Below are 22,838 nucleotides of genomic sequence, written 5' to 3' on the forward strand. Positions count from 1 at the left end.
AATCAGCTATGAATAAACTGAAGCAGAAAATATTGCATTGGAGCCTCGAAAAGAAGTTAATCGCGGCATTTTCCTGTTTTATTATCGTTCCGCTCTTGCTGATCGGCGGCATTGTGTCCTGGGTATATGTGGAGAATAACCGGAATACGATGCTGGATGCCGCAGTCGAGAACAACCGGCAGATTATGAACAATATCGACACGTCGCTGCAGCCGCTGCAGCGCTTGTCCATGTTCCCGCTCCAGGAATCGACCATACACCAGATTATGCGCAAGGAATACAGCAAGAAACCGTACCCGATGCTGGAACGGGGGCGTGACTTCGACACGGTGAACGGCTTGATCCTGAACGGCATCATGCTGTACTCAGATCTGATCGATTCGGTCATCATTTATCACGAAAATGATCATGTCATTATCGGCCGCAGCAACAGCCAGTATTTGAACGTCTCCTACCTGGATAAGGAATTCATTCACGAACCGTTCGTCCGGAGGATTAAGGAGGAGCACGGGGGTTATGTTCCTATCGGGATCCATCAGGAGCGGCTGCTGTCGCCTCATGGGGAGCCGGTCGTGTCGATCGGGAGAGCCATTCTTGATCCATATACTAAAAAAGATCTGGGATTCATCCTGCTGAACATATCCGTTGACAAGCTGAAGACGCTGTGGAGAGATTCCGCCATTACGGAGAACACGAATTTTTATTTGATTGACGAGGACAACCGCATCATCTACAGCAAGGATCGGAACGGGATCGGCCAACCGGCTTCCAAAATACTGGGGGAACAGTTCCGGGAGCTGTCGGGAGAGACGGTGACTCATGAGAAGAAGGATACTTATCTCATATCTTCCTCTTCCAAGCTGTCGAACTGGAAGGCGGTTACCGTCATTCCGAAGCATGAGCTGTTCTCCATCGTCTATCTCATGGTAGGGATTATGGCGGTCAGCCTCATCCTGCTGCTGGTGCTGTCCATCCTCATCTCGGCCCAGATTGCGACCATGATCATGAAGCCGCTTTCGGACTTGAACAGCAAGATGAAGCTGGTCTCCCAGGGCCAGCTCAATGTGCAATTCGATAAGCAGTATGGCGAGATCGGCATTATCAGCAATACGGTGGATAATATGCTGAAGGAGATAAGGGGCTTGATTGGGCGGATTTACCGCGAGGAAGAAGAGAAGCGGGATCTGGAAATGATCGCCCTTCAATCCCAGATCCGGCCGCATTTTATTTACAATACGCTGAACGTGATTACGTGGATGGCCAAGATCCAGGGCGCCACCGGAATCGAAGAAGCGCTGCATGCGTTCTCGTCGGTTATCAAATTCACCGTAAAAACGAGCGGCAACTATGTCAAGATTGCCGATGAGGTGGAATTTATCAAGAATTATACCAATATTCTCGATTACCGTTATATGAACAAATTTGAGGTGACCTATGATATCGATCCCGGCGTTCTCTCCTGTAAAACCTTAAAATTCTTGCTCCAGCCGTTGGTTGAGAACGCGGTGTTCCACGGCTTTACCGGAATCGACTACAAAGGCAGCCTGATTATTTCGATACATGAAGATAAGGAACGGAATGAGCTGGTGATGCAAGTATCCGATAACGGGCGCGGCTTTCCGGAAGAAGGACAGGAGCCGCGTAATGAGGATGGGCCGCGCGATCCGTTCAATTCCATCGGTATCGCCAATGTGCGAAGCCGCATTGAGCTTCATTTCGGAACGGAGTACGGCTTATGGATTACAGACCGGGAGCAGGGCGGAACCGTTGCGACGATCCGGGTTCCGGTTATCAACGAAGAAACGGCAGGGTGATATCGATGCGATTGCTAATTGTAGATGACGAGCCGCTTGTCAGAATCGGGATTAAATCGGCGATCGATTGGGATAAGCAGGGCGTGGACATTGTCGGGGAAGCGGGGGATGGCGAGGAAGCGCTCGAGATGATGGGAACGCATGTGCCGGATGTCGTGCTTCTGGACATCAAAATGCCGAAGATGGACGGCATTGAAGTGCTGAAAGCGATGAAGGAGAGACATATCCCGGCCAAAGTCATTATTTTGAGCAGCTTCGATGATATTTCCTATGTGAAGCAGGCGCTGAAGCTGGGGGCGGTCGATTATTTCCACAAGCCGGACATTAACGAGCGCGAACTCGTCTCCATGCTGACGGCCATCAAGGAGCAGAACGCCGCGAACGGCACGGAAGCAGCCGTCCCCGCAGCCGGGAGCTCCAGCCGCCAGACAGACCAGGCCTTGCTTGACGCGCTCCATGGCCATCCGCACAATATGTCGGCGACGGGGCTGCGGGAAGGGAATATATACGTGGTGCTGTTCGCCGTCAAGGACTATGACAAGGTCATTCGAAGGTATACCGCAGACACGGAGTCGGTGCTCCCCAACACGATTCGGAACATCGTCTCCGAGCTGCTCTCCAAGGAGAAGGAGATCGAATATGTGCAGCTGGATCAGCGGCGCAGCGCCGTCTTCATCAGCAACAGTGAGCTGAAAAGCTTGCTGGCCTCATTGACCCGGGTCAATGAGAAGGTTCAAATGATCGGAGCCGCTCTCAAGCGGTTCGTCAATATTAATCTGGTGTTCGGCATCAGCGACTGGTTCGCCGATTTCAACGGGATAGCGAACGGCTACGCGCAAGCGGAGGAGGCGCTCTCGCGCAGCTTCTATCATCCGAATGCTTCGATCTTCTATTACCAGCATCTGAAGCGGCCGAGCGAGGATGCCGTGGAGCGGGCCGACGCGTATGTCTCAGAGATGAAATCGGCGCTGAGAGAAGAGGCCGATCAGACCTTCATGAGCTTGCTGACTCGCTGGGAGGGACATCTCCGTCAGGAGGAATGCCTGGACGAGAAGGAAGTGCGCAAAATCTATGAAGGCCTGCTGTTCATGATGGGGGGAGACGGCAATGAGCTCGATTCCCCGGACGGCGACGGCAATGCCGCTGAGTTGGAGAACTTCGAACAACTGTCGGCTTATTACCGGACGATCTTCATGAAGCGCGCGCAGGACAGGGAGCGGGAGGATAAAGGCTACAGTCAATTGACGCGGAATATTATTCAATATACGCACGAGCATTATCAGGAACGATTATCCTTGAAGATGCTGGGCGAACTGTTCCATGTCAGCCCGAATTATGTCAGCAGGCTGTTCAAGCAAGAGGTAGGAAGAGGGCTGTTCGACTATATCAATGAGCTTCGGATCGAGAAGGCCACAGCTCTGCTCAAGGACTACCGTTATAAAATTTATGATATTGCGGAAATGGTCGGTTTCAATAATCAAGCCCATTTCTCCATTGTATTTCAAAAATACACAGGCCTGTCCCCAATGCAATATCGCAAAGAAAAAGTGTGATTATAGAAAAAAAAGCACAAAAATTTATAAAAATGATTTTTTCGGTGCAGTATAAAAAAAAGAAAAGGGCCGAGTTGGCCGATATTTTGAAATTAATCATCATTTGATTAATTTTTTTTGTATCCGTTTCATCTTATGATGAAGAAGCAAAGGAAAGTCCAACATACTACATGGGGGGTAACCGTACATGCGCAAGATGAAGAGAAAGATCTCGGCCACGTTGATTCTCTGTCTGGCCCTGCTTGTCGGCTTGACGGCCTGCGGAGGCGGCAAAGCGGACAACACCGCGGATCAAGGAACAGGCAACGAGGCTGCCGGCCAAAAAGTAACCGTTAACATGGGGTTCTGGGGCACCGCGCAGGACTTGAAGGTCTATCAGGATGCAGCCGCGCATATTTCCGAGCAATATCCTGACATCGAACTGAAGATTAAGCAATACCCAAGCAGTGAGCAGTTCTGGAACACGCTTCCTGGCGAGATTGCCGCAGGTGTGGCTCCAGATTTTATCAAAATTTCCAATGAAGGCGCTTTTGAGTATATCAATAAAGGATTGTTCACACCGTTGGACGAGCTGATCAGCTCGGCGCAGGTTGACATGACCCGCTTCCCGGAAGCTTCGATGAAGATCTGGAACGTAGACGGCCAGCAATACGGCGTGCCGAACAGCGACATGCCGGCAATGTTCCTGATTAATGAGACGATGTGGAAAAATGCGGGCCTGGGCGATTACCCGACAACCTGGGATGAGGTAAAAGCGGCGGCCAAGAAGCTGAATTCCGATAAAGTGAACGGTATTATCATCAATCTGGACGCATTCCATATCACCAACTATGTGAAAAGCTTCGGCGGTGGCTGGGGAAATGGCAAAACGATCAACTCCCCAGAGAACGTAAAAGCGCTGGAAACGATTATCGAGATGTATAATGACGGACTGGCCGTAACGCCGAAGGCGCTTGGCTTCGGCTGGGACGGCGAAGTGTTCAGCAATGAGCTGGGCGCGATGAGCACGGGCGGATACTGGTACAAAGGCTTCCTGAAGGATGCGAATCCGGATCTGAAATATGCCGCCATTCCGGTTCCGAAGGGCACGGCCAACGGCAGCACGATGAGCTCCGACGCCTATGTGGTGCTGAAGGATGCCAAAAATAAGGAAGCTGCGCTCAAAGCCGCTTACTACATGACGAATGACAAGACGCAGACCGAGTTCATGGAGCTTGGTTACAACCCGGCCGTTCCGGAACTGTCGAAGGAATACTTCGAGAAGAATCCGGAATTCAAACCGGTGCAGCCGGCGCTGGAATACAGTACGGATTATGGATATCCGACAGATACGAAGCGTTTCACCGACGAACTGGTCAAGCAGTTGGAAGAACGAATTCTTGGCGGTTCCGGCAAAACGGCACAGCAAATTCTGGACGATATTCAGAAGCAATTCCAATAAGGTGAGTCGGCCGTCTTGATTGCTGCTCCTTTCTCCCTCCCCGGGAGGGGGAGCAGTACCTTTTTATCTATACGTGACATCGACACAGGTTGTCGTTCATACAGGCCGCTTACACTTTCAGTACCAGGAGGAAAACAATGTCCAAACATGGCAGTAACAACGCGGAAGTAAGGGGGGCGAAAATTAGGCAATCCTGGTTCCGTTCCCTGGCGGATTCCGATATGACACTGGGCTGGATGTTTTCACTACCTTTTCTAATTTTATGGGCATGGTGGTTTTTATATCCGTTTATCCAGTCCTTCGTGAGAAGCTTTCAGGATGCGAACTTTGCCAATCTCGATCAGGCCAAGTTCATCGGACTGGACAACTATATTACGATTCTTCAAGACAAGGAATTTTTCCGGGCGGTGCTTCATTCCCTGCAAATCGTGGTCTTGTCTGTTCCGATTCAGACGCTGCTTGGCTTGCTGCTGGCGCTGGTCGTGAATCAGAACCTGAAGGGGAAGGGAATCTTCCGAACGGTCTTTTTCCTCCCCTATATTACGTCTCAGATTGCGATTACGACGGTATTCATGATGCTCTTCAAGAAGGGGACGTTCCTGACGGACTTCTTCGGCATGCTTGGCTTCGGCAATGTCACCTGGTTCGCGGATACGAGCTATGCCTTGCTGTTCGTCTGCATCCTGTTTATTTTCCAGCAGGCGGGCTTCACGATGATTGTGTATTTGTCCGGGCTGCAGGAGATTCCGAAGGATCTGTATGAGGCGGGCGAGATCGACGGCGCTTCGAAATGGCATAAGTTCCGTTATATTACGGTGCCTTCGCTGCGGCCGATTACGTTCTTCATCGTCTCGGTCTCTACGATTACCGGCTTCCAGATTTACGACCAGATCGCGGCCATCTCCAGATACGGCGCGCTCGGTTCGCCGGCCGGCGCCACGAGCACGGTCGTGACGTATTTCTACCAGCACGGGATTCGCTATATGAACATCGGTTACGGAAGCGCGGCCGTCGTGCTGTTCTTCTTCATCATTATGTTCATCACGTTCCTGCAAAAAAAATTATTGGACGAGAAGGGGTGAGCGCATGAAGACTCGAAGCAGAACCGGGAGGTTATTTCTGTACCTCGGCGCGATCCTGATTGGGCTCTTGTTTGCCCTTCCTTTTCTCTACACGATCTATACGTCAATCGTTCCGATGCGATATGTCAACAAGCTGGTGTCGCCTACTCTGTGGACGCTCGACAACTATAAAATGTTCTTCACCAATGAAGCGTATGATGTGCCAAGATGGTTCCTCAACACGCTCATTATGACGGGGATTGTCGTGATAGGGAATCTGATCATTAACCCGATGGCGGGATTCGCGCTGGCCAAGCTCGATTTCCGGGGCAAAAGTGTTATCTACTGGATTGTCGTCGCGACGATGATGGTTCCTTACCATATGATTTTGATTCCGGTATACGTCAATGTGGCCCAACTCGGCTGGCTGAACACATTCTGGGCATTGACGGTGCCTTTCTTGTACCAAGGCCTGTATATCTTTATGTTGCGCCAATTCTTCATCTCGGTGCCGAACGAATTCATCGAGGCGGCCCGGATTGACGGCTTGACGAAGATGGGCGCCTTCTGGCGGATTGTGTACCCGCTGGCCCGTTCTTCGCTGATTACGATGTCGATTCTTGCTTTTGCCGGAACATGGAACAGCTACCTGATTCCGAGCACGCTGGCCAATACGCCGGAGAGATATGTGCTCGTCGTCGGTCTGAACAGCGTGAAGGATATGTTCTTCGAGAATACGCCGCTTATTATGGCGGGGGTCGTCCTCTCGACGCTGCCGATTATCATCTTCTTTTTCGTGTTCCAGCGCCAATATATTGAAGGCATTTCCAATGCCGGCGTCAAAGGCTGATGGATGGAGGGAAATGGTATGGAGAAGAGCAAGAAGAGCGGGTTGGAGCAATGGAGGAGCCGGGCTGAGGAACTGCTTGGCAAAATGACGCTGGCCGAGAAGATCGGCCAGACCGTTCAGTACGGCCGCTGCGAGGAGCGGGAGCGGGAACTGATCGCGGAGGGGAAGATCGGTTCGCTGCTGAACGTGCATGGCGCGGATAAAGTGAATGAGCTGCAGCGAATCGCGGTAGAGCGGAGCCGGCTGGGCATTCCGCTGTTGATCGGCGATGATGTCATTCACGGCTTCCGCACCATCTTCCCGATTCCGCTCGCCGAAGCGGCGAGCTGGGATCCGGACGCGATGGAGAAGAACGCCCGCATCGCGGCGATCGAGGCGGCGGCGGAAGGGATCCGCTGGACGTTCGCTCCGATGGCGGACCTTACGCGCGAGCCCCGCTGGGGGAGAATCGCGGAGAGCACGGGAGAGGACGTCTACCTGTCGTCCCTGGCCGCGGCCGCGAAGGTGAGAGGCTTCCAGAGCCCGAACGCGGCCGGGGACCCGATGGTCGCCGCCTGCGTCAAGCATTTCGCCGGATACGGCTGGGCGGAAGGCGGACGCGATTACGATACGACCGACATGTCGGAGCGAACGCTGCGGGAGACCGTGCTGCCGCCTTACCTCGGCGGCATTCAGGCCGGCGCCTTGACCGTCATGAGCGCCTTCAGCGAGCTGAACGGGGTGCCTGCCACCGGCAGCTCCTACTTGCTGCGGGATATTTTGCGGGAGGAATGGGGCTTCACCGGCATGGTGGTCAGCGACTGGGAATCGATTGAAGAATTGATCTATCACGGCTATGCGGAGGATCGCCGCGATTCCGCCCGCAGAGGGCTGCTTGCCGGGGTCGATATGGACATGCATTCCGGCGTCTACCTGGAGCATCTGGAATCGCTCGTGGAGGAGAGCCCCGAGCTGATGAAGCTGCTGGATGAGGCGGTGCTGCGAATTCTGATGGTGAAGTTCCAGCTTGGCTTGTTCGAACGGCCGTATGTCGATGCCGGGGAGCCGCCAGCGGCTGGCATTCCGGCGGAACACGCGGAGCAGGCGCGAGACAGCGCGCGCAAGTCGATCGTGCTGCTGCAGAACGACCGCGGCATCCTGCCGCTCGATGATGAACGGCACCGGAAGATCGCCTTGCTTGGCCCGTTGGCGGATGACCGCCACAACTCGATGGGCTGCTGGGCCTGGAAGGGCCGGGACGAGGATGTCGTGACGGTATGGGATGCGTTCCAATCCGAGATCGGGCCTCATGCCCAGGTGTTCTATGAGCCGGGCAGCGGCATCAACGAGGCGATCCCGGGCGGCATCGATCGCGCCGTCGAGCTGGCCAAGCAATGTGATGTCGCCGTCGTTACGGTGGGCGAGAGCGAGGCGATGACCGGCGAGCATTACAATGTCGCCTCGATTACGCTTCCGGCTTGCCAGGAGTATCTGATCCGGGAGCTGAAGGAGAAGAGCGCCACGCCGGTCATCGTCGTCTTGATGAACGGGCGGCCGTTGGCGACCGAATGGGTGCATCACCACGCCGATGCGGTGGTGGAGGCTTGGCACTTGGGGACGATGACCGGCTCTGCGCTCGTCGATGTGCTGACGGGCCGCCATAACCCGAGCGGCCGCTTGCCGGTCACGATCCCGCGTTCTACCGGACAAATTCCGATTTATTATAACCGTAAAAATACGGGCCGCCCGCATTTGTATGAGGATTATATCGATTGCGACGATTCGCCGCTGTATCCGTTCGGGTACGGCCTCAGTTATACGACGTTCCATTATGACGATCTGCAATTGGAACGAAGCGCGATTCACCGGGATGAGCCGGTCTCGGTCTCTGTCCGGGTGTTGAATGCGGGTACGCGCGCCGGAGAAGAGACGGTGCAGCTGTATGTCCGCGATCTAGTCGGAAGTACGACGCGTCCCGTCAAGGAATTGAAGGGCTTCCGCAAAGTCTTCCTGCAGCCGGGAGAGAGCCGGATGGTGAGCTTCGACTTAACGCCGGCAGAGCTGGGGCTGCTAGATGAGCAGTTCCGGTTCAAGGTAGAGCCGGGCAAGTTCCATATCTGGATCGGGCCTCATTCCGAGGAAGGCTTGCAGGCCGAATTGACGGTAACGTAGAGGATCGTCACGCACCAAGGAGATAGATGGACCTGCCGTTCACGCAGAAACTATGAATAGATGGGAGATCGATGATGGACTACCGCGTAATCAAAGAAGGCGAGCTGTTTTTCCTGACAGGTCTGGATGGAGATATCGTCGCTGGCGATGATCAGGGTAACGGATTGTATATGAAGGACACGCGTTACCTAAGCCGTATGGAAGTGTGGATTGACGGTGAGAAGCCGACACTGCTCTCTTCCGTTGGCGACAAGAGTTACTTGGCTTCCTTCCGGCTGATGAAGGACAAGAAGGATGAAGGAGCCATTGAAGTGCTGCGGGAGCGGTTTATTTATGACGGCATTTTATATGAGCGCTGCACGTTAACGAACTATTTTACGCATCCGGTCGAGTTTGAATTTTCGGCCTTCTTCGAGGCGGATTTCCAGGACATGTTCCTGGTCCGGAAGTATCGCACCGGTGAAGTGGGCAAGCAGGAGGAGACGCGGGCGGGCGACCGGGAGTTGACCCTGTCGTATCTCGGGGCCGACAATATTAGAAGAGGGACGCGCATCGCGTGGGACGCGGAAGGAACGGCGGATGCGAGCGGCACGGTGCGCTTCCCGCTGTCGTTGGACGCACGCCAGAAGAAGGAGATTACGTTCTTCATCACCCCGACGTCGGATCATCATCCGGCAGCTGCACCATTGACGTATGAAGAAGGGCTGCGGAAGCTCGAGGCATCGTATGTCCAATGGTACGAGAACAGCTCGAAGGTAAGCACGGATTCGGAACGATTCAACGGGCTGTTCCAGCGGGGGCTTCAAGATCTGCGCATGCTGACGACCGATGTCGGCTATGGCGATACGACGGTGGCGGGACTGCCGTGGTTCGCCGTGCCGTTCGGAAGAGACAGTCTGATCACGGCGCTGTTCATGCTGCCTGTCAACCCGGACATCGTTAAGGGTACGCTTAGAACGCTTGCCGCGTATCAGGGAGAAAAGGTCGATCCGTGGAGAGACGAGCAGCCCGGCAAGATTATGCACGAGATTCGGTTCGGGGAATTGGTCACGACGAATCAATCGCCGTTCTCGCCATACTACGGCACGGTGGATGCGACGCCGCTGTTCCTGGTCGTGCTCGGCGAGTACTACCGTTGGACGGGAGATCTTGCTCTCGTCGAGGAATTGAAGCCGAATGTCATCCGCGCGCTGGACTATATCGATTCCGCCCTGGAAGCGGGCTCCGGCTTCGTCGCTTACCGTCAGGAAGCGGAGAAGGGATTCCCGAATCAAGGATGGAAGGACTCGGCGAACTCGATCGTGCACCGCTCCGGCGAATATGCGGAAGCTCCGATCGCATTGTCCGAGGTGCAAGGCTACGTCTACCAGGCCAAAAAATCGCTTGCTCCGCTTGTGAATGCCATGGGTGAAGCTGAGTGGGCGCAGCGATTGGAGGAGGAAGCGGAGCAGCTGCGCGCGCGCTTCGAGTCTTCCTTCTGGATGGAGGACGAGCAATGCTATGCGATTGCGATCGACAAGGACCAACGCCAGGTCCACAGCGTCACCTCCAATCCGGGCCATCTGCTGATGACCGGCTTGCCGGAGGCTTCCCGGGCGAAGGGACTGTCTCAGCGCTTGATGAAGGACGATATGTTCAACGGATACGGCATCCGCACGATGAGCACGGACGCGGCAGGCTACTATCCGATGAGCTATCATAACGGCAGCGTCTGGCCGCATGACAATGCGATGATTCTGCTCGGATTGGGCAAGCTCGGCTTCAAGCAGGAGGCAGGACGGGTCATATCGGGTCTGCTTCAGGCTTCTTCCTTCTTCGAATATCAGCGGCTGCCTGAATTGTTCTGCGGCTATGGATCCGAGACCGGGCATCCGGTCCCTTATCCGACGACATGCTCTCCGCAGGCCTGGTCCGCCGGAACGTCGATCGTCTTCCTGCAGGCCATGCTCGGATTGTACCCGGATGCCGCGAAGCGGAAGATCGCGCTCTCGCCGTTCCTTCCGGAAGGAATGGATCAATTGAAGGCCGAGCGCATCGCTATCGGTTCGGGCCATCTGTCGGTAAGCGTCACCCGCCGCGAGGGCGAGTCGTTCGCCGTTGAGATTTTGGAGAATACGACGGGATTTGAATTGATTCTATAAGGCAATATCGTGCACCCCTTAGATCGGCATGGGCCTCTTTTCGGACCTTTGCGAATGCATTCTAAGGGGTGCCTGCTTATGGCTTAAAGTGCCTGAACCGGTTATACTACGAGGTTGGGAGCTACTGTATACCGCGCACCTCCAGCATCGTTTCCTTCGCGACGAGACGCGCCTTTTCTGTGCCTGCGATTTGTCCCTTGGAGCAGCTGTCATAGATCTCGTCGGCTCCTTCCTTGCGGAACGCTTGATGATAGCTGTAGCCGGTCGAATCGAGCGGCAGCGCATTGCCGAGGCTTTTGCTCACCTTATGATTGCCGTCCAGCCCGACGAGGCGAGGCACGTCTCCCACCAACGCTCGCGGTTCTGGCAAGACCGGCCGATACAGCTGATTGAACCGGTGCACGATTTTTCTCGACTGTTCCATCACGGGCAACTGATCTTCCCCGACAGGGACGAGCGTCGCCTTGCAAGTAATATCCGCCGTCATCCATGACCATCACCCCCTTTGCAAAATAAACAAAAAAACCCGTCAGCAAAGGACGAGGTTATCGTGGTACCACCTTCATATGGAGAATATATCAACACTGGATAATAAAGGATGTACCCGATGGCAATTAGGTCAGAGCGATTGGATGTTTATTTCAGAGGAGGCGTGATCCATGAATATTGTGGCCCTTGTTGGCAGTAACCGCAAAGAGTCTTATAATCTGAAGCTGGCTGCTTATATGCAAAAAAGGTATCAGGAGCGAATCGATATCGATATCGTCAGCATCAAGGAGCTCCCCTTCTACAATCAAGATATTGAAAATCATCCGCCGGCCGAGGTAAAGGAATTCGTCACAAAGGTGGGCGCGGCAGATGCCGTCCTATGGGTGACGCCGGGGCGTATTGAAAAATGCGATTGACTGGCTCTCCCGCGGGGAAAAGGTACTGGTAGGCAAGCCGTCCTGGATCGTCGGCGCTTCGATGGGCACATTGGGGACCGTGCGGGCCCAGGAACATTTGCGCGATATTTTGTTCTCGCCAGGCGTGTCTTCTCCTCTTCTTCCCGGGAATGAAGTGTATGTCGGCTCCGTTCATGAGAAAATTGACGATAGCGGGACATTGATTCATGAGCCGACCATCGCGTTTCTCGATTCGGTCGTTGCTAATTTCGTAGCATGGTACAATAAGCATCACGTCAAGTAGAACCAGTAAATGGAAAGGCATTCGGGTGCAGCGCTCCGGTTCGTAGCCGGGGCGTTGTTCATTTTCAAATATGGCCGTACGCAAGGCACTCAGCAAGCAGGGCGAGGGATCGCTTATGTTCTGGGTGCTTTTTCGTGATGAGGCTGCATCCAATAGTAGGGTTAGGTGATAAACTTAGGGAGATTGAGCTTGCAAGTGTAAAATAGATATAAGGAGTCTCTTATGGAAACGTATTATTACACTCGTCCAGTGCTTAACATGTCAACAGCTCCTATATCAATCGAAGATGATGGCGGCAATGCAGTCGGCTCTTTTCAACGAATATTTACGACGAGGACAAATAAAGCAGTAAGCTGGGTGATTGATCACTGGCAATTGAGCTTTGAAGGGCGAGATATCCACTCGGAGCGCCATGTACAAATTATGGACAGCAGCCCATGGCTTGGGCGCAGAAAATGGACGATAGCGACGATGCGTGAAGGACGTGAAAGCTTGTCTTGCCTAAAGGATCGGTCAAGGATTGCAACAAATCCCCGGTTGATATGGACAAATGAAGGGCGTGAGTATGTCATCTCCAAGGATCCGCTGAACAGGACGACAACCATAACGGATTCCGATAGCCATGCTGTGGTGGGGGAGATTGCGAAGGTTCCGGGAGGCAAGCTGAATCAACGGGAGCTCGTAATCCTCGAGGATGCATTATGTCCGATCGCACTGCCTTGTATAGACCATATCATGAGGATGATATATTGAGATACAAGGAGGGACGCGATAATATCATTGTTTTTCTATAATTGAAATTCATCACGCGGGACAATTGTCCGTCTGGGCAAGGGAGAATGACGATGCGCCCGTGGAAAAAATACTGCGATTATACAGGTTTTTCTTTCTTTAGAGGGCGTTTTTGGTAAAATTCCTGCAGAAATACATGATTTTTCCCTTTGAATCTCAATCAAGGTCATAATGGGGTAGAATTGATGTATGTTTGCAGGATTTTATTATCCGAATAGCGGACCCGGCAAAAAAGCTGCAAATTTGCAGGTTTTAGGGAGTCTGCTCGAGGTTAGAAAGAATTTTTTTGACTATAAATTTTGCCTTAATCAAAAATGTTGACCATATACAAAAATTTTTCAATGAGATACAATAAGGAGGAATGGAAATCGGGTCTGACGGCAAATGGTGCCGTGGGAGATTTATCAAATTGAATCGGAGGGAGGGAGGAGAGATGACGATTGCGCAGGAAGCCCGCCTGCTGAAGCAGCCCGTGCGCAGAGACATCCTGGCGATGCTGAAGCAGCAGGGGCCCATTGGCATTCAACCGCTGGCGGATCAACTGAAGCTAACGTGCATCGCGGTACGCAGGCATCTGTACGATCTGCAGAAAGGCGGGTATGTCCGCATTCAATTGACCCGCCCCAGCATCGGCAGGCCGGCCTATCTATATAGCTTGTCAGAGAAGGCAAGCTCGTTGTTCGTGAACAAGTATGACGCGCTTGCGCTGGACTTGATTGAAGAGATGCAGGCCATGGCCGGCGATACGTTCGTGGAGCGGTTGTTCGAGCGGCGGAAGCAGAAGCTGATGCATCGATATGCGAGCTTGCTGAAGGGACAGAAGCTGGAGCAGCGGGTGCAGGCGCTGGCCGAAATTCAGGACAAGGAAGGCTATATGGCCAGGTGGGGACACAGCTCGGGTGAATCGTTCTGGCTGGAAGAGGCCCATTGTCCGATTGCGCAGGTGGCTGCCAAGCATTCCCCGGCTTGCCAGTGCGAGCTTGCTTTGTTCGCAGATCTGCTGCAAGCCGATGTGGAACGGACGGAATGCATGGCGGAAGGCGGGCGTAAATGCATGTTCCGTATTACTGGGAAGCTAGCAGTCCCTTCCATCCAAGTGGGTGAAGAATGAAGAAAAGAGATTTCAGACGGCGGCGTCCGGTTCGAGGTGAAGAAAGATATGCAGAGCGGCAGAGAAGGTAACTACATGGATGGAGCCCAGTTCGCCAATCTGGACGATACGAATGGCGTCACGGTGACCGAACCTTATATTGTGGAGTTCGTCCGGTCCTTGATGAACTTGAACAGGGATTGGCAGAACAAAGTGAAGGCCGGCACCACCAAGCTGCAATTTGCGGTCCAGATCGGAGCGAGGCTGAACGAAGAGCAGCAGGAACGGTTGATGGAGTTCTTGCAGGAGGTGCCGGTGCCGGAGAAGGATATGGGCAAGGTACTGCACGCATTTGCATTGGAAATGCCGGAATGGGCGGTGCGGCAACTGCTCCGAATCTACAGGCTGGCGGATCGTATGAAGGCGACCCTCATCATGTATAACGATCTGATGGAGCATTTGGAGCAGATAATGAGGAAATTCGAATTCGAGTTCTGGGAAGGCGGCCTCCCTCGCGAAGAGGAGCGGCTGGAGGCGATACTGGAGCATGTGCGCCATAAGCTGTCCGGGCTGGCCGAACAGGCTCCGGGCCGGGAGAAGTCGTATAACCGTTCTTATGGCGACAGCTCCTCGAACTCCTGGGAGCATCGCCAGGCCGGAGTCGTGTCTTTTCATGTGCTTATCGGGGTTCCTGAAGAAGCGGATGACAAGCAGGTACGGAAGCAGTCGAAAAAGCTGCTGAAGCTGCTCCATCCCGATCATGGGGGCAGCGCCTATCTGTTCGATTGGGTGAAGAAAGCATATGATGCTTATATCGCCAATAGCGGGCCGGACCAAAAAGAGAAGCCGAGCACGGAGGGGTGGCAATGAGGCTGTCTCTCCATTTTTTCATGCAGGGCGATAACCGGGAATCGACTACAATATGTGGCAAAACGAAGGCATTATAAACTCCGATGGAAAGGCGGTCGCATACGGGCAACATGGTTACGGCCCCGGGGCAAGCTTCGGATTCGCCATCGCCGCCGATAAATACGATCAAATTAAGGATGGGTTTACTGTCGAGTACCATGGCTTGATTCGGTATGAGTATGTAAGATGTAACTCACTGTCTATTGGAAGTGGATGGCTCCTAAGCCGGATCGGCCCTCGTGACAAAACGCCCATGTCAGAAACCTTAGAATAGTGAGGGAAGCTATGCCGTATACGCTTGCACATGCGTTGTATGCTGCGCCGTTGAAGCTGTTGCAGCCAAAGTATCTCAGTTTGACCGGCCTTATTTTGGGGAGCATGGCTCCCGACTTTGAATTTTTCGTTGCATTGGAGCCTAATCAGACGATCGGCCATTCGACGCTGGGCTTGTTCCTGTACGCCATCCCGTTAAGCTTGCTGTTGGCGGTATTGTTCCATTACCTGATCAAGGATCCTTTGGTGCGCCATCTGCCGTCCGTATGGGATCTGGATCGGAAAGGGCAGGGACTTGCGCGGCCCTGGAGGGTGTCAGGCATCCGTGGCTGGACCGTGTTTTTGATCTCGGTCATTATCGGGTTCTATGCTCATGTATCATTGGACGGTTTTACGCACGAGACAGGAATATTTGTGGGCCGCTACCCGTTCTTACAACAAAATATGATGGGCACACCAGTGTATAAACTCCTTCAGTATGGGTTGTCTATCATAGGTCTGCTAGTGGAGGGGTTATTTCTTGTTCTGCTGCTCAGCAAGGCCCGGTGCGGGTCCGGGTTTGTTCAAGTCAAGAGAAGCGCCAAGATTCAATACTGGGCGGTCGCATGCTGTACGGCAATCGCGGTCGCCGGGTTCAAGCTCTTCTCCGTATCAAGCTCGAACTACATCGGCATCATCGTCGTCGCCCCGATCTCGGGCTTCTTCTTGGGGCTTGTTGCAGCCAGCGCATTAAGCAGGATGAAGGTGATTTCATAGAGAGCGAGGTTATTCCAAGATCGAAGAGCACCTGGAGCAGGAATGATCTTGACATGAGCCCTGCGAGCGAAGGGAGATTCTCCAATCGGCCGCGGGGGCTTGATGCATTTGGGACGAGCTTGTTGCTTGTATCCCACTCAGAGCCGATAGAAGAAAGTAGACGAACTGCGAGGAAAAATGTAATAAAATACTAGCGGACGATCAACAGACCGTGTAGAGTAAAAATGCGGAAGGAGCCGCAATGGACGGAACTCGGCAGTATGAAGAAGCTTGCCCTCCCCGCATGCTCTACCATGGGACCTATAAGAGCGTCCTCGAGTAATCTCCTGGCGGAAGGCTTGAAGCTTGTCAGAAGTCCGTATGTCTATTTGACGGAATCGACTGACCTGGCCACTGCCGTAGGGAATAGGCAGAGCGAGGCAGATATCATTGAAGTGGAGGCGGCAAGACTCGGAGGGCGTGAAATTCTATCTTGCCCCGAATGAGATCTGGCTGTCGCAATATATGTCTTTGTTCAAGAATTAACAGAGAGGAGGATAACCAGCGTGGAAATCATGAACAAACTGCCGAATATGGAGCCGATAGTCGTACGGCATGAAGAACTGAAGCTGATTGGAATTCCGTGCATCAACCTGCAGGATATGAGCAGCAAATACCGTCATGCCAAGGAAAGCCTGCTGTCCTCGACGAAGCATTTCCCCCAAGTGGTGAGTCCGCAAGTGCAGTACGGAATATGGCCGAATGCCGATTCTCAGGCGGATCCGGACCGCCATGCGTACATTCTCTGCGTTGAAGTCAGCGCCTTCGAAGGGATACCGGAATGGTATATGCGGGTAACGATGCCTCCGCAGCTGTGCGTTGTCGTTGCCAATGACCAGGGAGATTTCGATGCCGCCAGCTCCAGGGTGGACGCTTATGTCGCGGATCATCAGTTCGATGTCAGCGCGGCAGGCAGGGACTATATCATTTGCGAGAGATACAGTTATGACGGCGAAGGCTTCGCCCGCTATTCCTTGCCGATAATTTTGAATTAGGGCAGGCTGGAGGCCGGCCAAGCCGGACGCGTGAAAAGACCATAGTGATAGCTCAAGAAAACAGGAACACTTGTGCGTGTTTTTGTTTTGAAGTACAATGGGTATACAAAAATATCAAGTTACTGCAGTTCTGTTGAACAGGAGAAGACCCACCCTAAGCCAAGCGCTGGAAGGTGGGTTTTGTGTTAGCGCGGGAGAAGAGGAGGAGGCCAACATGCTTCATCATGTCGAGTTTAATGTATCGGATTTGGAACGGTCCATCGCCTTTTGGGGATGGCTGCTGAAGGAACTGGGGTATGAGGAGTTCCAGAGATGGCCGCAAGGCATCAGCTGGAAGCAGGGAGAGACCTATCTCGTCTTCGTACAGACGGAAGCCCGATTTCTTGATCTTCCATACCATCGCAAGCGCGCTGGCTTGAACCATATCGCTTTCCACGCGGAATCGAAGGCGCGCGTTGATGAACTGCGCATCAAGCTGGAGGAGAGAGACATTCCTATGCTGTATACGGACAGATATCCATATGCCGGGGGCAGCGATCATTACGCCGTGTTTTTCGAGGATCCGGACCGGATGAAGGTGGAAATCGTCGCTCGCCGATAGCATGGCACATAGACCCGGTTGTCAATTCATCTCAGGGATGGGCAGATTGCGCATCCTTTTGTTCATGTGCGGGTATTGGCATTCAATGGCCAATGGGAGGTTGCTATATAATAGCGAAGCTGGAGGAGAAACGATTTGAATGATATGTTTATATATCTTTAACCCCCTTGGTTCGCTTCTGTGTTACGATGAAGCAGATCAACATACACAATTATCCAATACCGTGTAAAATGGATGGCTGCATGCGTCGTCCCGCTGCGGCATAAGGGGAGGCGAATATGAATCCGGTCTATGCTGAATTAAAGGTTGAAGCGTCGTCAGGCGATCTGCGTGAAGATGTTTATCGTTTTTTGGCCAGGAACGGGTGTCCCTGGACAGCGGAGCACTGCATGAAGGTAGGAGAAGAAGCACGCCGTCTGGCAGTGCGATTCGGATTGGATTCGCAGGCGGCGGAATACGCCGGTTATCTGCATGATATTAGCGCGGTCTATCCCCACCATGTCAGAGTGCCCATATCGCGTTCCCTTGGCATTGAAGTACTGCCGGAAGAAGAGGCCTTCCCGATGATTGTTCATCAGAAGCTGTCCAGGCAGATGGCCCGGGATCTGTTCCATGTCTCCGAACAAGACATATTGGATGCCGTTGGCTGCCATACGACGCTCCGCAAGCAGGCCACGATGATAGACAAGGTGCTGTTCGTTGCCGATAAGATCGAATGGGATCAGGAAGGGACTCCTCCCTATTTGAAGCAAGTGGAGGAAGCGCTTGAGATCTCTCTGGGACATGCTTCCTATGCATATGTCAACTACTTGTGGCAGCGGCGGGACACGTTGAAGGTGCTCCACCCTTGGCTGCGCGATGCTTATTATGATCTGGAGGCCTTAACGAAGGACGAAGCGATGCCCGCCCGTTAAACAAGATTCCGGTGCCGGTTGATTCGGGAATTGGATGAGGTGACTGCCTGGTATCCGGATACCGGTATCCTGTCTGTCATCACCTGTAGAGAACTGTTTATGTGTCGGAGGTACGGCGAATGGAACAGCAGGTAATGCGTTTTCTGAATGCGAACTATCCAATCCAGATACATACGGCAGAGGCGGTAACTAATGAAATGTACCGCTGTACGGGCGATCAAGGAACGTATTATATCCGTGTGACCAACTATAAACCGTATGAGGAGCAGCTTGAAGAAGTGTCCTGGACGAACGCGTTGTACCGGGAGGGCGTCGGCGTCGCACCGGCAATCCCCTCCTTCCGTGGTCAGATCGTCGAGCTCATGCCTCCCAAGGACATTATCGTTGTCGTATATAAGGCGGCCCCGGGCATTCACCTGCCCCGTGCGGAGTGGAATGCGGAGGTGCTGGCCGAATTGGGAAGGCAGATTGGCAGAATGCACCGGATTACGCAGCGCTATGAGGCGAATCATCCGCTTCGCCATCTCGGGGACTGGCATGATCAAGAAGAGTACAACTTCGCGAAGTACATCCCTGCAGAGGAGACGGCAATTCAGGCGATTGCGGCCAACGTGCTGGCGGAGGTGAAGAAGCTTCCCCGGGAACGAACGACGTATGGGTTGCTTCATGGCCATTTGTGGCTCGAAAATACCCTTGTTGATCGCGGTTCCTCGCTCACGATGATCGATTTTCAAGATTGCGAGAAGCATTACTATATGTATGACCTGGCCGTCCCTCTCTATTCGGCCCTGGAATTCTCGTTCCCGGGGGCGGGGAGCATACGGGACTATGGGCGCTCCATTGCGAACGCTCTGATAGAAGGGTATCAGGAGGAGCATGCGATTCATCCGGAGATGCTGAAGCAGCTGCCCTTGTTCTTGAAATTGAAAGAAATATTCGAGTACAACCTCATGCACATGTACTGGGATCGGGAGCGCTTGAGCGAGGAGCAGATCCGCATCATGAATCTGTACCGCCTTCGGATCGAGCATCACGTTCCCGTGCTTGAATGGGAATAAAATGAGAATCCGCGTGGACGGTACATAGGAGGCGAAGGATGAATCTGTATCTGGAGCAGTTCGGCGTCAATGACGCGCCTTTGCTCGTATTTCTGCATGGGGGCGGTGTCAGCGGATGGATGTGGGAGAAGCAGTTGGAATACTTCAAAGGGCGTTACCATATTGTCATCCCTGATCTGCCTGGTCACGGGAAGAGCAAAGATATCCCATTCCATTCGATCTGTCAGACGGCACAGACCATCATTCAACTGATCGATATGCATAGGGAAGGGCGGCAGGTCACGGTCGTCGGCTTCTCTCTCGGCGCGCAGATTGCCCTGGAAATGCTGGGCATGAGGGAAGATGTTGCAGACCATGCGGTCATCGTCAGCGGGCTCGCGAAGCCGATGAAGCTGGGGTATTCCCTGCTTGCCCCCCCTTCTCCGCATGTCGTATCCGCTCGTGAAGAACCGATCGTTCGCCCGGCGGCAGGCACGGCAATTGCGGATCGGGCCGGAACAATTCGAACGATATTACCAGGAGTCGCTGCAGATGAAGCGGGATACATTTATGGCGATGATGCAAGAAAATATGTCTTATCGATTACCGCAAGGATTTGCCCGTAACCGGGCACGCATCCTGGTTATGGCGGGAGAGAAGGAGAGGAAGGTGATGAAGGCCTCCGCGGCCTTCATTGCCCGCAGTCATCCCGGTGCGGAAGGCTATCTTGTTCCTGCCGCAGGGCATGATCTCCCTTTGGGGGGCCTCCGAACCTTCCATCTTGCCCTGGAAGCTTGGATGAGCGGCGGCGAGCTTCCCCCGGGGATGAATCGGATACGTTAGGAACCGCATACGCTCTCCTAAACTCATATAACCATGACCCGCTCCGAGATTGCCGGAGGCGTTATCGAGGCGATGATGCGGAAGCAGGCGGTCTATACTGTGGGGACGACGCACCCGCCCGAGCTCAGGCCAAGTACGTATTCTGGACAGAAAGGATGATCCGAATGCCGCATATCGCAGGGGAGCGCATCATTTTAAGAGAGTATCGAATGGAAGATTTGCCGTATATGCGGGAATGGGTCAACGACCCGGAGATTACGGATACGTTAAGCGATATCTTTACCTATCCGCAGACGCTTCATGACACAGAGTCCTTTCTGAAAATGATGATCGAGGGAAACAGCCGCAGCAAAGGCTTCATTATCGCCGACAAGGATTCACTGGAATATATCGGACAGATCGATCTGCATCGGCTCGATTGGAAAAACCGCTGCGCCGTCCTGGGCATCGTCATTGGCCGCAAGTCGCATCTTGGCAAAGGCTACGGCAAGGAAGCAATCGCCTTGATCAAACGGTTCGCCTTCGACACGCTGAATCTGAACCGGCTGGAGCTGGAAGTGTTCGAATTCAATGAGCGCGGTCATCGCTGCTATCTGGGCAGCGGCTTCAAGGAAGAAGGCCGGCTGCGCCAGAAGCTGTACCGCGAAGGCAAGTACTGGGACATTATTCAGATGAGCATTCTGCAGAGTGAGTATGTGAGCGAGGCTTGACCGATTGGATCAAAATCATTTTGCTTCGCCGGCAATCTAACAGAGGGGATGGTTTTTCCTCTTGTGGAAGATAGAGGGGTGAATTCCATACGTCTGTCAGAGAAGGTGGTACATGCCATTGAACAGTCGGAAATTGATTATATGACCGATCGGATGAATGCGATCCGGGAACGTCCGGGCTGGTTCTTTTATATGGCGGGAGGGCATGCGGATCGGGTATGTGCGAACGACATGGACCGAGCTGTAAGGTTTCGAACGATAACGTGCAGAGAAAAGGGCAGGTGCCGCCATGAACAAAATTATCGATTATTATAACGGGTTTGACGAGTGGGGGCGCCTGGACAGGGAGCCCCTTGAATTTATGGTGAACTGGCATCATATTCGCAAGCATCTGCCGCCTGGCGGGCATCTCTTGGATAACGGAGCGGGACCGGGCAAATATGCTCTTGAATTAGCCGCAGCGGGCTATCAAGTCACCTTGACCGATCTTACGCCAAGACTGGTGGAGATCGCGCGGGTGATGGCGGAAGAGCGGGGACTTGCCGGGCAATTCCAAGGGTTCTACCCAGCGGACGCAAGAGATCTGGGGATATTCGACGACGAGCTATTCGACGCATCACTGATGATGGGGCCGCTTTATCATTTGCAGGCGGAAGAGGATCGGCATGCCGCCGTGCAAGAGCTGTTCCGCGTGACCAAGCGGGGCGGCATCGTCTTCGTCGCGGTGATGACCGTAGTCCGCCATGTGATGAACTCGATCCTCCATCCGCAGCATTGGAAGCCGAATGACAGCATCCGCCAGATTCGCGGCTTCATGGAGACGGGAATTTTCAATCATCAGGATGAGGGGCGGTTCACCGGCGCGTATTATTTCCGGGTGGAGGAGATTGCCCCGTTCATGGAAGCACACGGCTTCGAGACGGTACAGCTCCTTGCTTCTTCCAGCATTGCCGGGGCGATGAATGAGCAGCAATTCGACTATTGGCGTTCGCGCGGTGAAGACGAATATCGCCAAGTGATGGAGCTGATCTATGAGATGGCTTCCTGTCCTCATCTCTTCTCACCTGCTCTACATCGGCCGGAAAAAATAAGGGCAGGCGCCCGCCTGCAAAAAAATGGAGGAATCCCCGTGTTGGAGCAGCGTTTGCTTCATTATTTGCATGAACATGAGGAATTGTTGGCCGACTTGCGGGTCGTCAGGGAGTTGGAACTGCCGCAATGCTATATAGCCGCCGGGTATATTCGCAATTATATCTGGGATCGGCTGCATGGATTCGAATACCGGGCGCGGCATCAGGATATCGATGTCGTCTACTATGACCCGGAGGATCTGTCCGAGCAGCGGGATTTTGCCCTGGAGCAGGAACTGATAAGGCGTACGGGCAACGAAAAATGGTCGGTCAAAAACCAGGCCCGCATGCATATTCGCAATGGCGTGGCGCCTTACGAGTCTACCTTCGATGCGTTGAGCCGATGGCCGGAGACCGCCACGGCGGTAGGCGCGCGTTTGACTGGAGAGGAGCGGATTGAACTGATTCATCCGCATGGCTTGGACGATTTGTTCCAGATGGTCGTCAGGCGGAGCCCGGCATTTCCCGATCCCGCTTATTATATGGCGCGGGTGAACGCGAAGCAGTGGCGGGAGCAATGGCCGCTGCTGACGATTTTCGAAGCATAGAA

General features: G+C 53.5%; 20 protein-coding genes and 2 pseudogenes. 21 read left to right on the forward strand and 1 reads right to left on the reverse strand.

Annotated features, from left to right (window positions below):
- Nucleotides 1-8: 8 nt before the first annotated feature.
- The 7 genes from DQX05_RS00545 (at nucleotide 9) to DQX05_RS00575 (ending at nucleotide 11,011) form a co-directional block, all read left to right on the forward strand.
- Nucleotides 9-1,814 carry a sensor histidine kinase gene (locus tag DQX05_RS00545; RefSeq protein ID WP_119789976.1) on the forward strand — a complete coding sequence of 602 codons (1,806 nt, stop codon included), beginning with the start codon at nucleotides 9-11 and terminating at the stop codon, nucleotides 1,812-1,814.
- Between the two features lie 5 nt (nucleotides 1,815-1,819).
- Complete coding sequence (locus DQX05_RS00550; protein WP_119789978.1) at nucleotides 1,820-3,367, forward strand: response regulator; 1,548 nt, start codon at nucleotides 1,820-1,822, stop codon at nucleotides 3,365-3,367.
- A 187-nt stretch (nucleotides 3,368-3,554) separates the two neighbouring features.
- A complete protein-coding gene (locus DQX05_RS00555) occupies nucleotides 3,555-4,808 on the forward strand; it encodes an ABC transporter substrate-binding protein (RefSeq protein ID WP_119789979.1) in 1,254 nt (417 codons plus the stop codon).
- 137 nt (nucleotides 4,809-4,945) lie between these two features.
- Nucleotides 4,946-5,890: a carbohydrate ABC transporter permease gene (locus DQX05_RS00560; protein WP_087441526.1), complete on the forward strand. Its 945-nt coding sequence runs from the start codon at nucleotides 4,946-4,948 to the stop codon at nucleotides 5,888-5,890.
- Nucleotides 5,891-5,894: 4 nt separating this feature from the next.
- Nucleotides 5,895-6,719, forward strand: a complete 825-nt coding sequence (locus DQX05_RS00565) for a carbohydrate ABC transporter permease (RefSeq protein WP_119789981.1) — start codon at nucleotides 5,895-5,897, stop codon at nucleotides 6,717-6,719.
- 18 nt (nucleotides 6,720-6,737) lie between these two features.
- Entirely contained in the window at nucleotides 6,738-8,870 is a 2,133-nt protein-coding gene (locus DQX05_RS00570; protein ID WP_119789982.1) for a glycoside hydrolase family 3 N-terminal domain-containing protein, read from the forward strand.
- Nucleotides 8,871-8,944: 74 nt separating this feature from the next.
- Nucleotides 8,945-11,011 carry an amylo-alpha-1,6-glucosidase gene (locus DQX05_RS00575; protein ID WP_119789984.1) on the forward strand — a complete coding sequence of 689 codons (2,067 nt, stop codon included), beginning with the start codon at nucleotides 8,945-8,947 and terminating at the stop codon, nucleotides 11,009-11,011.
- 121 nt (nucleotides 11,012-11,132) lie between these two features.
- Here the strand turns inward: DQX05_RS00575 and DQX05_RS00580 are convergent, their stop codons facing one another.
- Complete coding sequence (locus DQX05_RS00580) at nucleotides 11,133-11,498, reverse strand: hypothetical protein (protein WP_259391713.1); 366 nt, start codon at nucleotides 11,496-11,498, stop codon at nucleotides 11,133-11,135.
- 172 nt (nucleotides 11,499-11,670) lie between these two features.
- On the opposite strand from DQX05_RS00580, the pseudogene DQX05_RS00585 reads away from it, so the two are divergent.
- From DQX05_RS00585 to DQX05_RS00660, 14 genes and pseudogenes are all read left to right on the forward strand, one after another.
- Nucleotides 11,671-12,199: pseudogene (locus DQX05_RS00585) on the forward strand (NADPH-dependent FMN reductase).
- Between the two features lie 222 nt (nucleotides 12,200-12,421).
- Nucleotides 12,422-12,952, forward strand: coding sequence for a tubby C-terminal domain-like protein (locus DQX05_RS00590; RefSeq protein ID WP_119789986.1), 531 nt, complete (start codon nucleotides 12,422-12,424; stop codon nucleotides 12,950-12,952).
- Nucleotides 12,953-13,424: 472 nt separating this feature from the next.
- A complete protein-coding gene (locus DQX05_RS00595) occupies nucleotides 13,425-14,102 on the forward strand; it encodes a helix-turn-helix transcriptional regulator (protein ID WP_119789988.1) in 678 nt (225 codons plus the stop codon).
- A gap of 48 nt (nucleotides 14,103-14,150) precedes the next feature.
- On the forward strand, nucleotides 14,151-14,951 hold the full coding sequence (locus DQX05_RS00600; protein ID WP_182914565.1) for a molecular chaperone DnaJ: 801 nt from the start codon (nucleotides 14,151-14,153) through the stop codon (nucleotides 14,949-14,951).
- Between the two features lie 324 nt (nucleotides 14,952-15,275).
- Complete coding sequence (locus DQX05_RS00610) at nucleotides 15,276-16,019, forward strand: DUF4184 family protein (RefSeq protein WP_119789991.1); 744 nt, start codon at nucleotides 15,276-15,278, stop codon at nucleotides 16,017-16,019.
- A 554-nt stretch (nucleotides 16,020-16,573) separates the two neighbouring features.
- Nucleotides 16,574-17,053 carry an AraC family transcriptional regulator gene (locus DQX05_RS00620; RefSeq protein WP_259391751.1) on the forward strand — a complete coding sequence of 160 codons (480 nt, stop codon included), beginning with the start codon at nucleotides 16,574-16,576 and terminating at the stop codon, nucleotides 17,051-17,053.
- A 214-nt stretch (nucleotides 17,054-17,267) separates the two neighbouring features.
- A complete protein-coding gene (locus DQX05_RS00625) occupies nucleotides 17,268-17,654 on the forward strand; it encodes a VOC family protein (protein WP_119789995.1) in 387 nt (128 codons plus the stop codon).
- Between the two features lie 278 nt (nucleotides 17,655-17,932).
- Nucleotides 17,933-18,568 carry a bis(5'-nucleosyl)-tetraphosphatase (symmetrical) YqeK gene (gene yqeK, locus DQX05_RS00630; protein WP_119789996.1) on the forward strand — a complete coding sequence of 212 codons (636 nt, stop codon included), beginning with the start codon at nucleotides 17,933-17,935 and terminating at the stop codon, nucleotides 18,566-18,568.
- Nucleotides 18,569-18,687: 119 nt separating this feature from the next.
- On the forward strand, nucleotides 18,688-19,626 hold the full coding sequence (locus DQX05_RS00635) for a phosphotransferase enzyme family protein (protein WP_119789997.1): 939 nt from the start codon (nucleotides 18,688-18,690) through the stop codon (nucleotides 19,624-19,626).
- 38 nt (nucleotides 19,627-19,664) lie between these two features.
- Nucleotides 19,665-20,231 carry an alpha/beta fold hydrolase gene (locus DQX05_RS00640; RefSeq protein WP_119789998.1) on the forward strand — a complete coding sequence of 189 codons (567 nt, stop codon included), beginning with the start codon at nucleotides 19,665-19,667 and terminating at the stop codon, nucleotides 20,229-20,231.
- Complete coding sequence (locus DQX05_RS30185) at nucleotides 20,197-20,448, forward strand: alpha/beta fold hydrolase (protein WP_147385140.1); 252 nt, start codon at nucleotides 20,197-20,199, stop codon at nucleotides 20,446-20,448. Before DQX05_RS00640 ends, DQX05_RS30185 begins: the two co-directional genes overlap by 35 nt.
- A 164-nt stretch (nucleotides 20,449-20,612) precedes the next feature.
- Nucleotides 20,613-21,158, forward strand: coding sequence for a GNAT family N-acetyltransferase (locus tag DQX05_RS00645; RefSeq protein ID WP_119790000.1), 546 nt, complete (start codon nucleotides 20,613-20,615; stop codon nucleotides 21,156-21,158).
- A gap of 289 nt (nucleotides 21,159-21,447) precedes the next feature.
- A pseudogene (locus DQX05_RS00655) lies at nucleotides 21,448-22,249 on the forward strand (class I SAM-dependent methyltransferase).
- 38 nt (nucleotides 22,250-22,287) lie between these two features.
- Complete coding sequence (locus DQX05_RS00660) at nucleotides 22,288-22,836, forward strand: nucleotidyltransferase family protein (RefSeq protein ID WP_119790001.1); 549 nt, start codon at nucleotides 22,288-22,290, stop codon at nucleotides 22,834-22,836.
- Nucleotides 22,837-22,838: the final 2 nt, after the last annotated feature.

Source organism: Paenibacillus thiaminolyticus (assembly GCF_003591545.1).
GTDB classification, from domain to species: Bacteria; Bacillota; Bacilli; order Paenibacillales; family Paenibacillaceae; genus Paenibacillus_B; species Paenibacillus_B thiaminolyticus_A.

Coding starts and splice junctions, on each gene's coding strand:
- DQX05_RS00545 (WP_119789976.1), top strand. CDS start 9: ATGAATAAACTGAAGCAGAAAATATTGCATTGGAGCCTCGAAAAGAAG.
- DQX05_RS00550 (WP_119789978.1), top strand. CDS start 1,820: ATGCGATTGCTAATTGTAGATGACGAGCCGCTTGTCAGAATCGGGATT.
- DQX05_RS00555 (WP_119789979.1), top strand. CDS start 3,555: ATGCGCAAGATGAAGAGAAAGATCTCGGCCACGTTGATTCTCTGTCTG.
- DQX05_RS00560 (WP_087441526.1), top strand. CDS start 4,946: ATGTCCAAACATGGCAGTAACAACGCGGAAGTAAGGGGGGCGAAAATT.
- DQX05_RS00565 (WP_119789981.1), top strand. CDS start 5,895: ATGAAGACTCGAAGCAGAACCGGGAGGTTATTTCTGTACCTCGGCGCG.
- DQX05_RS00570 (WP_119789982.1), top strand. CDS start 6,738: ATGGAGAAGAGCAAGAAGAGCGGGTTGGAGCAATGGAGGAGCCGGGCT.
- DQX05_RS00575 (WP_119789984.1), top strand. CDS start 8,945: ATGGACTACCGCGTAATCAAAGAAGGCGAGCTGTTTTTCCTGACAGGT.
- DQX05_RS00580 (WP_259391713.1), bottom strand. CDS start 11,498: ATGACGGCGGATATTACTTGCAAGGCGACGCTCGTCCCTGTCGGGGAA.
- DQX05_RS00590 (WP_119789986.1), top strand. CDS start 12,422: ATGGAAACGTATTATTACACTCGTCCAGTGCTTAACATGTCAACAGCT.
- DQX05_RS00595 (WP_119789988.1), top strand. CDS start 13,425: ATGACGATTGCGCAGGAAGCCCGCCTGCTGAAGCAGCCCGTGCGCAGA.
- DQX05_RS00600 (WP_182914565.1), top strand. CDS start 14,151: ATGCAGAGCGGCAGAGAAGGTAACTACATGGATGGAGCCCAGTTCGCC.
- DQX05_RS00610 (WP_119789991.1), top strand. CDS start 15,276: ATGCCGTATACGCTTGCACATGCGTTGTATGCTGCGCCGTTGAAGCTG.
- DQX05_RS00620 (WP_259391751.1), top strand. CDS start 16,574: ATGAACAAACTGCCGAATATGGAGCCGATAGTCGTACGGCATGAAGAA.
- DQX05_RS00625 (WP_119789995.1), top strand. CDS start 17,268: ATGCTTCATCATGTCGAGTTTAATGTATCGGATTTGGAACGGTCCATC.
- yqeK (WP_119789996.1), top strand. CDS start 17,933: ATGAATCCGGTCTATGCTGAATTAAAGGTTGAAGCGTCGTCAGGCGAT.
- DQX05_RS00635 (WP_119789997.1), top strand. CDS start 18,688: ATGGAACAGCAGGTAATGCGTTTTCTGAATGCGAACTATCCAATCCAG.
- DQX05_RS00640 (WP_119789998.1), top strand. CDS start 19,665: ATGAATCTGTATCTGGAGCAGTTCGGCGTCAATGACGCGCCTTTGCTC.
- DQX05_RS30185 (WP_147385140.1), top strand. CDS start 20,197: ATGTCTTATCGATTACCGCAAGGATTTGCCCGTAACCGGGCACGCATC.
- DQX05_RS00645 (WP_119790000.1), top strand. CDS start 20,613: ATGCCGCATATCGCAGGGGAGCGCATCATTTTAAGAGAGTATCGAATG.